This is a genomic window from Clostridiisalibacter paucivorans DSM 22131 (genome assembly GCF_000620125.1).
Lineage (GTDB): Bacteria > Bacillota > Clostridia > Tissierellales > Clostridiisalibacteraceae > Clostridiisalibacter > Clostridiisalibacter paucivorans.
On the sequence record NZ_JHVL01000017.1, the window covers coordinates 33,329 to 49,161 of the forward strand.

A 15,833-nucleotide genomic window follows, 5' to 3' on the forward strand; every position below is an offset into this window, starting at 1 on the left:
TTTTAATTATTATAATGGGGAAGTGAATAATTTGAAAAAAAGATATTTTATAATTCTATTTATGTCTACTGTACTTTTTTTAGTAGGTTGTAGAACTATAGAAAAAAATCAAGCTTCTTCGCAGCAAGAGAATCTAAATTATGATATTCAATACCATATGTATAAAACTCCAGACGAATTTAAAGATATTATAAAGATTGAATTTATGCTTGTGGATGGTGGACCTCATATGGCAAATAATATCTTAGTTACACAAGATAAAAAGATATATGATATCATGTCAATGATAGAAGAAAGCGAACCATTGACAGATGAATCTAAAATAAATGACAAAATGAGTGGAATGGCTAGGGAAAACAATAAGATGATTATTACTAAAGTAGATGGAAGTAAAAATGAGATGGCTTTTTCCTATGATACTTTGTATGAAGTAGGTTATATAGACATAGATGGAGAAAAAATCAAGCCCGATTATAGTTTTTTTAGATATGTTTATGAACTAGAAGAATATACAAATTCTGATACAAAGATTGAACAGCGTATAGTTGAGCTGTTTGACAAGTATAATTGGACTGTAGATTATAAAATAAATACATCGACATGGAAATTACCTGAAAATCTCAAACATAAAGCAGGAGAATATCCAATAAAAATATATTGGGCGTATAATAATGAGCTTTCTAAAAAAATACAATTTGATTTTACTGGATATCTTGGGAGAGATGTGGTTGTGGAGATTTATAGGTTAAGGGAACAATTGCCAGAATTTATGAAACCAAGAAGAGATGCTAGAGGGATTGTGCTGAAATATGATAATAAAATTATTGGAGCATATATAGATGCTGGTAGACATTACTCTTTTGCTTGTTCTCTTGATAGAAAAGGTTTAAAAGAGATTACGGGGAAACAATGGGATAGATGGGTTATAGACTACATAGATTATAATGATGATTTGGAAATTGAATTATCTAATATGGGGCCAGAAGATATTATTAAAGAATATTTTAATGCATTAGATAAAAATGATACTAAAAAGATGTTGGCATGTTTGACTAGGAAAAACTTGGTTCAGTATTTATCAACTAATTTAAATAATCATAATTTATTTAATGATGACAAAATAGATAATAATATTAAAAGTGCAAAGTTGTTAGATATAGAAGAATTTACAGGGATGGACAATGGATCAGATATATTGGAATATAAAGTAGAAGTAGATTTTGATTTCAAAAAATCTATAACATCAGAAGATGGAATAGCGTCTAGATTTGTTATAATGAAAAAAGAATCTGAAAAGAGTGGCTGGAGAATTGATGGTATCGGTACAGGTCCTTGACAAATAGAATATTTGGTTATAGACTGTAAAAAAATCATATAATTATTACTGAACTGGGATTAGGTAGCTAGGGTTCCACCTTAAACTACTAAGGGATTGTGACCGAGCGCTACATCTCTTGTTTTACAAGAGGCACCTACTGGAATAAAATGCCCGAGGGGGAAGGTTCAGCGTGTTTTTATGCGCTGAATTTTCACCCCTCGGTTTTTTATATTTTAAAATAAAGGAGGACGTATTATGCAACAGATAAAAGATATTTGTCCAGGTATAGCAGTTATAATTTTTAATGATAAAAAGGATATTTTATTACAAAAAAGAGCAGATGTGGGGTTTTGGGGTATACCCTCAGGACATGTGGAGATAGGAGAAACAATAACTAATGCTGCAATAAGGGAAGTTTTTGAAGAGACAGGTCTACATATTGAAATTTTAAGATTAGTTGGAGTGTATTCGGATCCAAAGTCTCAAGTCTTTAAATATCCTGATGGTAGAATTACTCACTTTATAACTTGTTGTTTTGAGGCTAAGATAGTAGGTGGAAAGATTTCCTGTGATTCTCCAGAGACTCTTGAAGTAAAATTTTTTCCTATAGATGCCTTACCTTCAAATATAATAAAAATGCATCCCAATTGGCTAAAAGACGCATTATCTAATAATGGACCTCATATAAGATAAATTACCGATGATAAGAACTTTATTAAATGGATGGAAGTTTAACAGTACTTAAATTTCCATCCTCTATTTTTTACTTATGATAAAGTTGAATTATAAAAAAGAATGTGAAAAATGTAAAAAAAATAATATATCATATGAAAAATGACAGAAAATAATTGGATATGGTATAATTAGGGATAATATTGTCGGTTTTATATATGATTATATAATTTGGAAATAAAAAATAGGGTATATATAAAAAAATTATAATAATGGTCTAGAGGGTGAGGGTATTTTATGAATAGATTCACAAAAAATATGAGATATATGTTTATTCTTTTTTATTGTATTAGTATTTTATTTACTATATCCTGCTCAAAAAGTGGGGTTAATGAAGAAGAAACTTTTGCTGAGAGAGAGTCTGTATATGATGCAAAGAATGAGATAGAGGAGAGTTTAAAAAGATTAAAAGAAGATAAAAAGGCATATTTGATTAAGGATATTAATACAGTAGAGAATATTATATCAATAACATTTGAAGGATTATCAGATAGAAAAACTACAGATAAACTTTTAGATGTGCTTGATAAGCATGGGATTCAGTCTATTTTTTTTGTTTCAGGCATTAAAAGTGCAGAAGATCCGGAAAATATAAAAAACATCGTAAATAGAGGACAAAAAATTGGAAATTTCACATTGAATGCCAATAAGGAGATGCATAGGTATAGTAATACAGAGCTAGTGGAGGATTTTTCTCGTACCAATGTTATTTTAAGTCAAATATCAGGAGAAATTCCAAAGTATTTAAAGTGCAATGTTACAAAATATAATGATGAAATATTAAAATCTGCCAGTGCATCTGGACTGGAGGCCATAATAGATAATAAACGTTTTTTAAATTATCAAAGTTTTTCTTCTAAGGAAGATGCTAAGCATTATGTGAAAGGGATCGAAAAGGGTGCTATTATATCCATCAAAGTTGACAGTGTATTGGATCAATCGGAATATGGCATTAACAAACCACAAGAGGAAAAGTTAGATGATAAAGAAGTAGTTAAAGATTTTCAGCAAGAAATAGAAAAAAAAGATGTGAAATCCATTAGTAAAGAGGAAATATTGATAAAAAATGTAGATATGTTGCTAAGTGAATTAAAAGAAGAGGATTATAAAATAATTCCCATAGATCAGTTTATGTCCCATGAAGATGCAGATTTTAATATTGATTTCAATAAAATACGACAATCTAATAATGGTGTATTAGCACCTGTTATAACTAATATAAATACAACTCAGAAGGATTTGGCATTGACATTTAGGTATATTAATGATGAAGAGATGGTATCTAAGGTATTAGATACTTTAGATAAAAAGGGCACTAACGCAACTTTTATTGTTACAGGGAATGAAATAATAGAATATGAAAAAAGAATACAACGAATTTTAAAACGTGGACATGCTGTCGCCAATGGTGGAATGAACAATGATGTGATGACAGAAAAATCGTTTAACCAAATTGCCTTTGATATATATAAATGTGATAAACTTCTCAAGGATAAATTTGGTGTAAAGAATAATTTATTCATGCCAGCTTACGGTCAAGTAAATGATACAGTGTTAGAAGCAGCTTCAGCTCTTAACCATATAGTAGTTACGTATAATAAAAATCCCATAACTAATGAGAACATGTCTATTAAAGAAATATTAAAATATTTTGAGAACAAATTTCGAAGAGGTGATATTTTATATTTTCGATTAGATTTATATCAAAATTTAGACAAGGTATTGGAAAAGATTATAAATAGGGTGGAAAAATCTAATTATGGTTTTGAATCAGTAGAGAATTTGTATAGTAATAGATTTGAAACACGTCCTTTAAAGAATATACCTGGATGGGATGCTGTAAAAATGACTAAAGATTATGATTCAGATTTGGATGCTAGTGAAAAGGTTATAAACACTATACCAGTAGAGACAAAAACAGTCTTTATAACCTTTGATGATTGGGGAATGGACCCAACAATTACTAATATACTTGATACACTGAATAAATATGAGGTCAAAGCTAGCTTTTTCTTAAGGGTAGATGGAGTCGATTTAAACCCCAATCTAGCAAGGGCAATATCTGAAGCTGGACATGATATAGGCAATCATACTTATTCCCATGAGGAAATACCTGATATGAGTCCAGAAGATCTACTGAAGGATATTGTGAAGGGTCATCAAAGTCTCACAAAGGCCATAAATAGACAACCAGAACTGCTCTTTAGACCACCTAGATTAATTACAGATAATACATCTTTAAATGCCATATTGGCATCGGGATTTGAATACATCGTGATAGGAGATATAAATACCCATGACTATAAATTACCAGCAAATGAAGTTGTAGAAAATGTTCTAAACAACGTACAGCCAGGAAGTATAATTGTAATGCATCTAAATGATACTGCCAGTGCTTCAGAGGCATTACCTATTATTATTGAAAAATTGAGGAAACAGGGCTATAACTTTGGCAAATTGAGTCAGTATTTGAATTAAGAGGAGATTTTATATGAAGATTAAAGACGTTTTTTTAAAACCTAAACCAGATAGAAGAATTTTGCCCAATGTACCAGATGCAGAAAAAATAAGAAATAATATAGATAGAAGGGGCTCGAGGAAAGAAAATTCCAGTGTTGAAAATGCAAAAAAAATAAATGAAATGGGTACTCGATATTTAAATACTTATAAAGTACAAGGAACTTTTATTGCTAAAGATAAATCAATAGTAAATTATACATTTAATAGTGTGGATATTTCTGGCACAGGTATTCTTTTAGAGATAGATAGTGAGAAACAGCTTGAAACTATAAAGTCAGCAGAGAAGATAAAGTTGAAATTTGAAATTATACCAGGGACTATGCCAGAAGGATATGAGACAAAGATTGATATTTCATCTAGATTTATTCGTACTGTTAAGTCAGATGATGGGAAGATATATTGTGGATTTGAATTTTCTGAGACCCTCGCAGAATATATAAATAGAAAAAAAGATCGATATACCCTTTTCATGTCTAGTCTATTATTATTGTTTATTTCTTTAGTTATAGTGTTGATGCGTACTGAAAGTATAATATATTTTAAATTTAATAAATATCTTTACTTGTACAGTATTATTGCAGCAGTATTTTTATTGAGTAGATATTTTATTGGTACCCTATATCGATCTATGAAAATAAATCCAGAATTTACACCTGGTGTTACTATTGTTATACCTTGCTTTAATGAAGAAAAATGGATAGAAAATACCATAAGAAGTTGTATGAATCAAGATTATCCCATAGATAAGTTAGAGGTTATAGTTGTTGATGATAGTTCCAATGACAATTCATTGGAAAGGATTCGCAATATAGTTGAAAGGATTCATAATGAAGCAGATAGATTTAAGACAAAGGAGAGGTTGAAGTATATTGCACAGGAAAAAAATATGGGCAAAAGAGAGGCATTATCTCAAGGAATAAGGATGTCCAAGCATGAATTACTTGTTTTTGTAGATTCTGATAGTTTTTTAGATCCCTTTGCAATTAGGAATTTAGTTCAACCTTTTCAAGATCCTAAAATGGGAGGGGTATCTGGAAGGACTGATGTTGCAAATACCTATACCAATGTTTTAACGAAGATGCAATCAGTTAGATATTATATTGCATTTAGAATTATGAAGGCAGCAGAGGCATATTTTGATACAGTAACTTGTCTTTCAGGTCCATTGTCTTGCTATAGGAAAGATATTATTGAAGAAAATATGGACGACTGGTTAAATCAAAAGTTTTTAGGCCAACGGGCTACTTTTGGAGATGATAGAAGTCTAACAAATTTTGTATTGAAAAATCATAGAACCAGTTACCAAGATACAGCTGTATGTTCAACCATTGTTCCAAACACATATAAGATGTTTTTAAAGCAACAAATGCGTTGGAAGCGTTCGTGGTTGAGAGAGTCTATTATAGCAGCTAAATATATGTGGAAAAAAGAGCCCTTTGCATCTTTATTTTTCTATATGGGACTTATAGTACCCATAGCTGCACCTATTATTGTATTATATAATTTAATATATGTTCCAATTGTATATCGCTTCATTCCATCAACTTTTTTAATGGGACTCTTAATGATGTCTTTATTGATGAGTTTTACCCAGTTGTTGTTTAGAAAAAGCACAACATGGGTTTTTGGTATGTTCTTTTGTCTTTACTATGAAGCAGTATTATTATGGCAGATGCCCATAGCATGGGTGACATTTTGGAAGTCCACATGGGGAACTCGTATGACTCCAGAAGATATAAAAGAAAGAGAAAAGAAGGAAAAGAAAAGAAAGAAAAAAGAGAGGGCAATATAATATATGAAAAGACATGAATTCTCTCCAAGAAAGAAAGATCTAAAAAAAGTAATTCGAAGTATTATTCAGGGCATTATATTAATAGGGCTAATATGGTTGATTGTAGTGACATTATATCCAGCAAAGGGGTATGAGCATATTGATAAAGAGAAATATGTACAGACTAAAGATGGTTTTATTGCATTGTCATATTTTGGAGTAGATCGTACAGGTTCAGAGACTCTAATAAGTACTAATCGTCTTGAAAAGCATCTAAATGCATTAAAGGATTCTGGATATGTTACCATTACTCAACAAGATATTTTAAATTATTATAATAATGATGAAAAGTTGCCGTCAAAAGGACTTTTTTTAATGTTTGAGGATGGAAGAAGAGACACTGCAATCTTCTCACAAAAGATATTAGAAAAATTGAATTATAAATCCACTATATTGACATATGCACAGAATTTGGAGAAAAAAGACCCCAAATTTTTAGATGGTGATGATTTATTAGATATGGATAAAGGTGATTTTTGGGAATTTGGAACAAATGGTTATCGTCTAGAATTTATAAATGTATTTGATAGATATGGAAAATTTTTAAATAGGTTAAATAATAAAGAATTTCAGAGGATTTCACCCTATTTAGATCGAAGATATAATCATTATCTTATGGATTATATAAGGGATGAATATGGAGTACCAATGGAAGACTTTAAACAAATGCAACAGAGAATAGCCTATGATTATGGACAGATAGATGAAGTTTATACAGAAATTATGGGAAGGGTTCCAATATTGTATACACTTATGCATGCTAATACAGGACAATTTGGAACTAATGATAAAGTAAGTAATGAAAATGAAAAATGGATATACGATCTATTTAAAATAAATTTTAATAGGGAAGGAAATGCATTAAATACCAACAAAGCATCCATTTATAATTTAAATAGACTTCAAGTTCAACCCTATTGGTATACCAATCATTTATTAATGAAAATATGGGATGATACAAAACAGGATGTGGCATTTATATCTGGAGATATGGAAAGGAAGTCATATTGGGATACTCTACTGGGACAATCAGAATTTATAAAAGATACAATTATCTTGACTTCTCTACCTAAAGATAGAGGTTTAATGTTTTTAAAGAATAGTAATAACTACAAAGATGTGAACCTTTCAGTGGAATTGAAAGGAAATAAAGTGGGTACCCAAACAATTTATTTAAGAGCAGATGAAGGCTTGAAGAGTTATATATCTGTTCAGTTGAGAGATAATATTGTTTATATATGTGAAAAGATACAAGGAGAGAAACAAAGGACATTGTTTTCTGTAGATTTAAATGTACATGATGGGATAGATTTTCAATCTAAAGATGAAAATAGATTAGAGGCGGAAATTCAAGAATTAAATACAGAGATTAAGTATGCAGAGGATGCAGAAGAGGCTAAAGAGAAGGGAATATTGTTGAAAGAAAAGATGAAAGAAAAAGCCCAATCCATAGAAGATGGAAATACGGCTTATATACCTGAAATAGAAATTTCTGAACCTGGAGATAGATTGTTTGATATTAATTTAATGGGAAATAAGATTAATATATATGTGGATGAAAAATTATTAGTTGAAAATTTACAAGTAGATATTTTGGGCAAAGGTGCTGTTTATTTAGAGTCTTCCTTTAGTGGGTATGGCTATAGTCAGAGAAATTTATCTGATGATGTCTATGATGGCGTTTTTAAGAACCTTGTGATAAAAAAGGCCGAGAGTCAATTGTCTAAAGATGGAGATGTGCTTTATGACAATAGATTGTCGGGTATGGTTAAGATAAAGTATAGTATAAAATCAAAGTGGGAATCTGTGCTTAATTGGTTTATAGAGACTTTGTAGTCTCTACAATATGAGTATCTATGGGGGAAATAATGAAAAAATCAATTATGTTTTTTTTAGCTATATGCATGATAGCTGTTATAATTATATGGTATACAGAAAATAGTAATGAAGATAAAGAAGACTTATATTTATCGGTATGGAATGTGTATTGGGATACTGAAAATGTTGACTATGAGATAGAACTGTTACGAGATGCTGCAAAAGAGATATCTTATTTTGCAGCATACTTTGATAGTAATAACAATATTTTTATTCCAGAGAAAACAGAAAAGACATTTGAATATACAAGTACTAATTTTAGTGGAAAAGATTATGATCATTACCTTACTATTGTGAATGACAAAATAAATATAGATGGTTCGTCGTCATTAAAGGATACAAAATTATTGTATGAATTATTTTTAAATGAAAAAACAATGGAAGAACATATTGAAGAGATTTTGAAATTGGTTATGGAAGAGGGATATGATGGAGTAGAGATAGATTACGAAAATATCAAAAAGGACATGGATTTATGGGATTTATTTGCTGATTTTTGTAATAAGCTCTATTTTAGATTAGCAGAAAATAATATAAAGATGCGCATTGTATTGGGACCTACAGCACCTTTACAAGATATTAGACTTCCAGTTGGTCCTGATTATGTTATGATGTGTTATAATTTATATGGTAAACATAGTGGTCCTGGACCTAAAGCCGATGAGGGATTTATACTAGATTTAGTAGATAGGATGGATTATATAGAAGGTAAAAAATATTTTGCATTTGCAACTGGAGGTTTTGACTGGGATAATCAAGGTGAAATATGGGCTATTACGGAAAAGGAAGCCAAGGATATACTAAAGAAGTATAATATAACGCCTAAAAGAGATGAAAAAAGTAAGAGTATTACGTTTAATTATATAGATGAAAATAATGTGGAGCATGAAGTATGGTTTGCAGATGGAAAGACATTGACATTTTGGATGGATATTGTAAGAAAAAGAGGAAATAATAATTTTTCTCTTTGGAGACTCAATGGAAATACTGAAGAATCTTTATATAAGATTGATAAATATATAAAGACAGTTGAAATATGAAAACAAGACAAAATAGTCAATTGAATATTGACTATTTTTTATTATGTAAATGAAAAATGGGTAGAAATATAACTAAGTATTATATGAAAGGATGATATCTATGTATGATATTGGTATAATAGGGGCAGGAGTTGTAGGAGCAGCTATTGCTAGAGAACTATCTAAATATGATTTGAAAGTCTGTTTAATCGAAAAGGATGAAGACGTTTCTATAGGGGCTTCAAAGGCAAATAGTGGTATTGTTCATGGTGGTTATGTTGGAAAATATGGCACTGAAAAAGGAGAACTCTGTATAAAGGGAAATAGTATGTTTGAAAGATTAGATAGAGAATTAAATTTTGGCTTTAAAAGAACTGGAGCTATTGTTATAGGATTTGATAAAGATGATGAAGAAAAAATCCATGAACTTTATGAAAATGCTATAAAAGTAGGTCATAAAAAAGATGATATTGGAATAATATATAGTGACAAAATAAAAGAAATAGAGCCTCATATAAATGATGAAGTAAAAGTGGCATTCTATTGTAAAAGTGTAGGAGTGACATCACCCTATGAAATGACCATAGCCCTTGTGGAGAATGCAATACAAAATGGCATAGATCTAAAACTCGAAACAGAAGTTTTAAATATAGGTCAAAAATCAGAGGGTTTTGTTATAGAAACCAATAGAGGTAATATAGCTACTAAATATATTATAAATGCTGCAGGTATTTATAGTGATAAAATAGCTAATATGGTAGGAATCGATAAATTTAAAATATTGCCAAGAAGAGGTCAGTATGTATTATTTGGAAAGGATCAGGGAGATCTTGTTAATACTGTAGTGTTTCAAACTCCAACAAAAAAGGGAAAGGGTATTTTAGTTACGACTACATACCATGGTAATTTCATGTTGGGACCTGATGCAGAAGATATAAATGAGAGAGAGGACATAGATACAACTATAGATGTCCTTGAGTATGTTGTTGAAACAGCAAGAAAATCTATACCTGATTTTAATATTAAGAGGGCACTTACTACTTTTTCTGGTATTAGAGCTAGAAGTAGTACTGGAGATTTTATAATAGAAGAAAGTGATGTTAGAGGATTTATAAATGTGGCAGGTATAGATTCACCAGGATTGACATCTTCACCAGCCATAGCAGAAAAGGTTATAGGTATTTTAAAAGATGTTGGTGTGGAAATGGAAAAGAAAGATAAATTTGACAGCTATCGGACACCTATTATAGTAAAGAAAGATGGATTCAAAGGGAAAATAGATCATCATGACCCTGAAAAAAACATAATATGCAGATGTGAGAAAGTTACTGAGGCAGAAATAGTGGATGCTATGCATAGGGGTATACCTATTAAGTCTACAGATGCTATAAAAAGGAGAACTAGAGCTGGAATGGGTAATTGTCAAGGGGCTTTTTGTAGATCTAGAGTCAAAAAATTGATATCAAGGGAAGAGGGAATTGATATAGATAAAGTGACTGTAAGAGGTGCAAAGGCTTCACCTATTCCTCAAAGGGTAGATATTAAAGCTATAAGGAAAATCAACAAGTGATGGGCTATTATATAAAGTAAGATGAACATTGTACAGACTTTGTTAAAATAAAAACTTAATAAAAAACGCTACTTTTATTTACAATCATACGATAAAATGTTATAATGTAATTGACGAAAAATTAAGAAAATATAATATTATGTAGAGACAAAGAGAGCGTGTAGAAAACCTATGGAATGATAGGCTTTTTTAGCACGCTTTTTTCTATGTTTCTTGTTGACTATAAATGACATAATATCATAAAATTAGTATACATATACAAATATGATATAGGAGGTTAAATATGGCTACTAAATTTTTTACTAATATACATGAAAATCCTATAATAGCGGCAATAAATGACTTATCAACTTTAAATGAAGCATTGGATTGTCCTGTGGAAAATATATTTTTGCTTACAGGCAATATATTAAACCTCAAGGAGATAGTATACAGATGTAAAGCAAAGGATAAGGGAGTTTTTGTACATATAGATTTAATGGAAGGATTCTCCAAAGATAAATGGAGTTTGGAATATATAGCTAATAATGTAGAGCCAGATGGAATAATTACAACAAAAAGTAATTTGGCAAGGGCATCTAAAGAGTTGAATATGTTTACTATCCAAAGGCTTTTTATATTGGATTCATTATCTTTAGATTCAGGGATAAAATTAATACAATCAGCAAGACCAGATGCAGTGGAAATTCTACCGGGCATAATGCCTAAGATAGTAAAAACAATACATGAAGAAACTAGAATACCAATAATAACAGGTGGACTGATAAAGGATAAGGAAGATGTGATTGGAAGTCTTAATGCAGGAGCAGTAGGCATATCTACAAGCAATAAGAAGGTATGGTATATGTAAGAGCGAAGGGAGGTGGAAATAACAATATTGCATCATAATTGTATCATAGACTTAATAAGTAGCTGTGGGTAAGTTAAAAATTAAAAAAAGGGGAGGAAGATTTTATGTCGAATATGGCTATGTATTTAGCAGAGTTTTTTGGCACAATGATACTTATTCTGTTAGGAGACGGAGTTGTAGCAAACGTTTCCTTGAAGAAATCTAAAGGTGAAGGTGGAGGATGGATTGTTGTCACCACTGCTTGGGGTCTTGCTGTTGCTATGGCAGCCTATATTACTGGATGGGTGAGTGGGGCCCATATAAATCCTGCTGTAACTGTTGCAAACGCTTTTATAGGTAATATATCATGGTCATTAGTTCCTGGATATGTAATATCTCAGGTTCTTGGAGGTATAGCAGGCGGAATTTTAGTATATGTATCATTTAGGGATCATTTTGCTGCTACAGATGATGCAGATACAAAACTAGGAGTATTTTGTACAGCACCAGCCATAAGAAATATAAAGTGGAATTTTATAACAGAGGTTATAGGTACTGCGATGTTAGTTATAGGTTTATTAGGTATTGCTCACTCAAATAATGGAGTAGGACCATTGGGAGCACTATTGGCAGGTTTCTTGGTATGGAGTATAGGATTGAGTTTAGGAGGACCTACTGGTTATGCAATAAATCCAGCTAGGGATTTAGGACCTAGAATTGCCCATGCAATACTACCTATACCAGGCAAAAGAGATGCAGACTGGTCATATTCTATGGTGCCTGTTATTGGACCTATTGTGGGTGGAGTGATTGGAGCATTTATATATCAATTTGTACTTAATATGTGGGTATAGCAATATTTGATAATTTGAAATAATACTGAAATTCATATATGATTTTATTGAAAATTTTAAAAATATACTGTATTATATAGGGGGTAAAAAAATAATGGAAAAAAAATATATAATGGCGTTGGATCAAGGGACCACTAGTTCAAGGGCTATATTATTCAATCATGAAGGTGAAATAGTAAAGGTAGCACAAAAAGAATTTAAACAGATCTATCCAAAGGGTGGTTGGGTTGAACATGACCCAATGGAAATTTGGGGTACTCAAAGTGGAGTTGCCAGAGAGGTATTGGAGACTACAGGAATAAGACCTCAAGAGATAGCAGCTATGGGTATAACAAACCAAAGAGAAACCACAGTGGTTTGGGATAAAAATACAGGTAAGCCTATTTATAATGCAATAGTTTGGCAATGTAGGAGAACTGCTAATATATGTGATGATTTGAAGAAACGAGGACTAGAAGATTATATAAGAGAAAATACAGGTCTTGTTGTAGATGCATATTTTTCAGGAACAAAGATAAAATGGATACTGGATAATGTAGAAGGTGCCAGAGAGAAAGCGGATAATGGGGAACTATTATTTGGTAATATAGATACTTGGCTTATATGGAATCTGACAAGGGGCAAAGTTCATGTAACTGATTATACCAATGCCTCTAGGACTATGATTTATAATATTAAAGAGCTTAAATGGGATGAAAAGCTGTTGAAGGAACTAGGTATACCTGTCTCAATGTTACCAGAAGTTAGACCATCTAGTGAAGTATATGGCGTAACTGATCCTAAGACATTTGGAGGTTCAGAGATACCTATAGCAGGGATTGCAGGAGATCAACAAGCTGCATTGTTTGGGCAGGCATGTTATGAAGACGGTATGGCTAAAAACACCTATGGAACAGGATGTTTTATGTTGATGAATACTGGTGAAAAAATGGTACATTCAAAAAATGGCCTTCTTACTACAATAGCTTGGGGAATAGACGGAAAGGTAAATTACGCTTTAGAGGGAAGTATATTTATAGGTGGCGCTATTATACAATGGTTAAGGGATGAATTGAGACTAATAAGTGATTCAGCAGATAGTGAATATTTTGCCACTAAGGTAGATGATTCCAATGGAGTATATATTGTTCCAGCTTTTGTTGGATTGGGAGCACCCCATTGGGATATGTATGCTAGAGGTACTATGCTAGGCCTTACAAGGGGAGCTAATAAAAATCATATTATAAGGGCTGCATTGGAATCCATAGCATATCAAAGTAAGGATATATTAGGAGCTATGCAACAAGATTCAGGTATAGATCTTAAGGAATTAAAGGTTGATGGAGGTGCAGTAGCAAATAATTTCTTAATGCAATTCCAATCAGATATATTGGGAGTTCCAGTGCATAGACCAGTAATAACAGAGACTACTGCCCTTGGAGCAGCATATTTGGCAGGTCTTGCAGTGGGATTCTGGAAGAATAAAGAAGAGATATCAGCAAAGTGGATGGTAGATAGGGTATTCGAACCATCAATGGAAAAAGATAAAGTAGATAAGATATATAAAGGATGGAAGAAGGCTGTAACTAGATCATTGAATTGGGAAGAAGAATAAAATATAAACATACAAAAGAATAATACAGGTTTGAGATAAAGAGAACCACACTGGATTATCCTATGGAGAGATAGGTATAGTTTAGTGTGGTTTTTTTAATATGAAAATAGAAGGAGGCAGTCTGTATGTATGATGTAGCAATAATAGGGGCTGGTGTAATAGGAAACTCTATAGCAAGAGAACTATCTAGATATAATTTAGATATAGTTATTATAGAAAAGGATAATGATGTATCAAATGGTACTACAAAGGCCAATAGTGCCATAGTCCATGGTGGGTATGATGCTAAACCTGGAACTAATATGGCGAAGTTTAATGCAAAGGGCAATCCTATGTTTGACAGACTCTGTGATGAGCTAGATGTTCCATTTAAGAGGATAGGGTCATTGGTATTGGCTTTCAATGATAAAGACATGGACACACTAAAAGAATTATATGATAGAGGAATAAAAAATGGCATACCAAATGTTGAGATAATAGATGGTGAAAAGATTAAAGAAATGGAGCCAAATATAAATGAAGATGTAATAGGAGCCTTATATTCACCAACAGCAGGTATAGTGGGTTCATATGAATTGGCTATAGCCCTTGCAGAAAATGCTGTAGATAATGGAGTGGAACTTATGCTCAATAACGAAGTGAAGGATATACAGAAGATACATGGTGGATATAGAATTTCAGCTACTACAGGAAATATAGATTCAAAGTATGTTATAAATTGTGCTGGGGTATATGCAGATAAAATAAATAATATGGTCAATAAAGAAAGCTTTAAGATAAAACCACGAAGGGGACAATATTATATATTAGATAAAAGTGCTTCTCATATAGCAAAACATGTAATATTCCAATGCCCCAATGAATTAGGCAAAGGTGTTTTAATAGCGCCAACAGTTCATGGCAATATTATAGTTGGTCCAGATAGTCAAGACTTAAATGACAATCAACGGGATGAATTACAGACAACATCTAATAGACTTGACTATGTTAAGAATACAGCTAAAAGAAGTATAAAAAATATACCGTTTAATAAAGCAATAACTAATTTTGCAGGTATGAGGGCGGAACCAAGTACTGGAGATTTTATAATAGAAGAAGCAGAAGACGCAAAGGGATTCATAAATGTTGCTGGTATTAAATCACCGGGTCTATCTTCGGCACCTGCTATAGCAGAATATGTGGTTGAATTTATTAAGAAAATTGCTAATGGATTAGATAAAAAAGGAGATTTTAATCCTTATAGAAAAATGGTTGTATTTGATGAATTAAGTAGTGAAGAAAAGACTGAAATGATAAAGAAAGATCCTAGATATGGAAGGATAATATGCAGATGTGAAAATATAACTGAAGGTGAAATTGTGGACTGTATCAAAAGAAATGTGGGAGCTACTACAGTAGATGGAGTTAAGAGGAGAGTAAGACCTGGAACAGGTAGATGTCAAGGTGGATTTTGTGGACCAAGGGTTATGGAGATACTTGCTAGGGAATTGGAAAAGGAACCAAAGGATATAGTGAAAGATGGAAAAGAGTCCTATATATTGACGGGAGAGACTAAGGATAGTTAGTAAAGTAGTTCCTAGTTCTCAGTTCTTGGTTCTTAGGAAAGAAGGGGGCGCTAGCGCCCCCTAAGAGCTAAGAGCTAAGAGCTAAGAGCTAAGAGCTAAGAGCTAAGAGCTAAGAGCTAAGAG

The 15,833-nt window shown here is 31.9% G+C and carries 11 protein-coding genes; all 11 read left to right on the top strand.

The genetic code is table 11. The annotated features are described in order from the left end of the window. Positions 1–31 precede the first annotated feature (31 nt). The 11 genes from Q326_RS0107120 to Q326_RS0107170 all read left to right on the top strand — a co-directional run bounded on the left by Q326_RS0107120 (position 32) and on the right by Q326_RS0107170 (position 15,710). Positions 32–1,336: a DUF4830 domain-containing protein gene (locus Q326_RS0107120; protein ID WP_245592070.1), complete on the top strand. Its 1,305-nt coding sequence runs from the start codon at positions 32–34 to the stop codon at positions 1,334–1,336. Positions 1,337–1,573: 237 nt separating this feature from the next. After that, positions 1,574–2,011 (top strand): NUDIX domain-containing protein, encoded by a 438-nt coding sequence (locus Q326_RS0107125; protein WP_026894750.1) that lies wholly within the window; start codon positions 1,574–1,576, stop codon positions 2,009–2,011. A gap of 276 nt (positions 2,012–2,287) precedes the next feature. Continuing rightward, positions 2,288–4,528, top strand: a complete 2,241-nt coding sequence (locus Q326_RS0107130; RefSeq protein WP_026894751.1) for a polysaccharide deacetylase family protein — start codon at positions 2,288–2,290, stop codon at positions 4,526–4,528. Positions 4,529–4,541: 13 nt separating this feature from the next. Then, positions 4,542–6,362 carry a glycosyltransferase family 2 protein gene (locus Q326_RS0107135; RefSeq protein ID WP_034601502.1) on the top strand — a complete coding sequence of 607 codons (1,821 nt, stop codon included), beginning with the start codon at positions 4,542–4,544 and terminating at the stop codon, positions 6,360–6,362. Positions 6,363–6,365: 3 nt separating this feature from the next. Then, positions 6,366–8,237: a polysaccharide deacetylase family protein gene (locus tag Q326_RS0107140; RefSeq protein WP_026894753.1), complete on the top strand. Its 1,872-nt coding sequence runs from the start codon at positions 6,366–6,368 to the stop codon at positions 8,235–8,237. 32 nt (positions 8,238–8,269) lie between these two features. After that, positions 8,270–9,319 (top strand): glycoside hydrolase family 18 protein, encoded by a 1,050-nt coding sequence (locus tag Q326_RS16945; protein WP_051531281.1) that lies wholly within the window; start codon positions 8,270–8,272, stop codon positions 9,317–9,319. Positions 9,320–9,419: 100 nt separating this feature from the next. Next, positions 9,420–10,868, top strand: a complete 1,449-nt coding sequence (locus tag Q326_RS0107150) for an NAD(P)/FAD-dependent oxidoreductase (protein WP_026894754.1) — start codon at positions 9,420–9,422, stop codon at positions 10,866–10,868. Between the two features lie 283 nt (positions 10,869–11,151). Further along, entirely contained in the window at positions 11,152–11,718 is a 567-nt protein-coding gene (locus Q326_RS0107155) for a glycerol-3-phosphate responsive antiterminator (protein WP_026894755.1), read from the top strand. Between the two features lie 104 nt (positions 11,719–11,822). Further along, complete coding sequence (locus Q326_RS0107160; protein WP_026894756.1) at positions 11,823–12,551, top strand: MIP/aquaporin family protein; 729 nt, start codon at positions 11,823–11,825, stop codon at positions 12,549–12,551. Positions 12,552–12,645: 94 nt separating this feature from the next. Continuing rightward, positions 12,646–14,145: a glycerol kinase GlpK gene (gene glpK, locus Q326_RS0107165; protein WP_026894757.1), complete on the top strand. Its 1,500-nt coding sequence runs from the start codon at positions 12,646–12,648 to the stop codon at positions 14,143–14,145. 125 nt (positions 14,146–14,270) lie between these two features. Beyond that, the gene (locus Q326_RS0107170; RefSeq protein WP_026894758.1) at positions 14,271–15,710 is read left to right on the top strand and encodes an NAD(P)/FAD-dependent oxidoreductase; all 1,440 of its coding nucleotides are present in this window, start codon (positions 14,271–14,273) and stop codon (positions 15,708–15,710) included. Positions 15,711–15,833: the final 123 nt, after the last annotated feature.

Coding starts and splice junctions, on each gene's coding strand:
- Q326_RS0107125 (WP_026894750.1), top strand. CDS start 1,574: ATGCAACAGATAAAAGATATTTGTCCAGGTATAGCAGTTATAATTTTT.
- Q326_RS0107130 (WP_026894751.1), top strand. CDS start 2,288: ATGAATAGATTCACAAAAAATATGAGATATATGTTTATTCTTTTTTAT.
- Q326_RS0107135 (WP_034601502.1), top strand. CDS start 4,542: ATGAAGATTAAAGACGTTTTTTTAAAACCTAAACCAGATAGAAGAATT.
- Q326_RS0107140 (WP_026894753.1), top strand. CDS start 6,366: ATGAAAAGACATGAATTCTCTCCAAGAAAGAAAGATCTAAAAAAAGTA.
- Q326_RS16945 (WP_051531281.1), top strand. CDS start 8,270: ATGAAAAAATCAATTATGTTTTTTTTAGCTATATGCATGATAGCTGTT.
- Q326_RS0107150 (WP_026894754.1), top strand. CDS start 9,420: ATGTATGATATTGGTATAATAGGGGCAGGAGTTGTAGGAGCAGCTATT.
- Q326_RS0107155 (WP_026894755.1), top strand. CDS start 11,152: ATGGCTACTAAATTTTTTACTAATATACATGAAAATCCTATAATAGCG.
- Q326_RS0107160 (WP_026894756.1), top strand. CDS start 11,823: ATGTCGAATATGGCTATGTATTTAGCAGAGTTTTTTGGCACAATGATA.
- glpK (WP_026894757.1), top strand. CDS start 12,646: ATGGAAAAAAAATATATAATGGCGTTGGATCAAGGGACCACTAGTTCA.
- Q326_RS0107170 (WP_026894758.1), top strand. CDS start 14,271: ATGTATGATGTAGCAATAATAGGGGCTGGTGTAATAGGAAACTCTATA.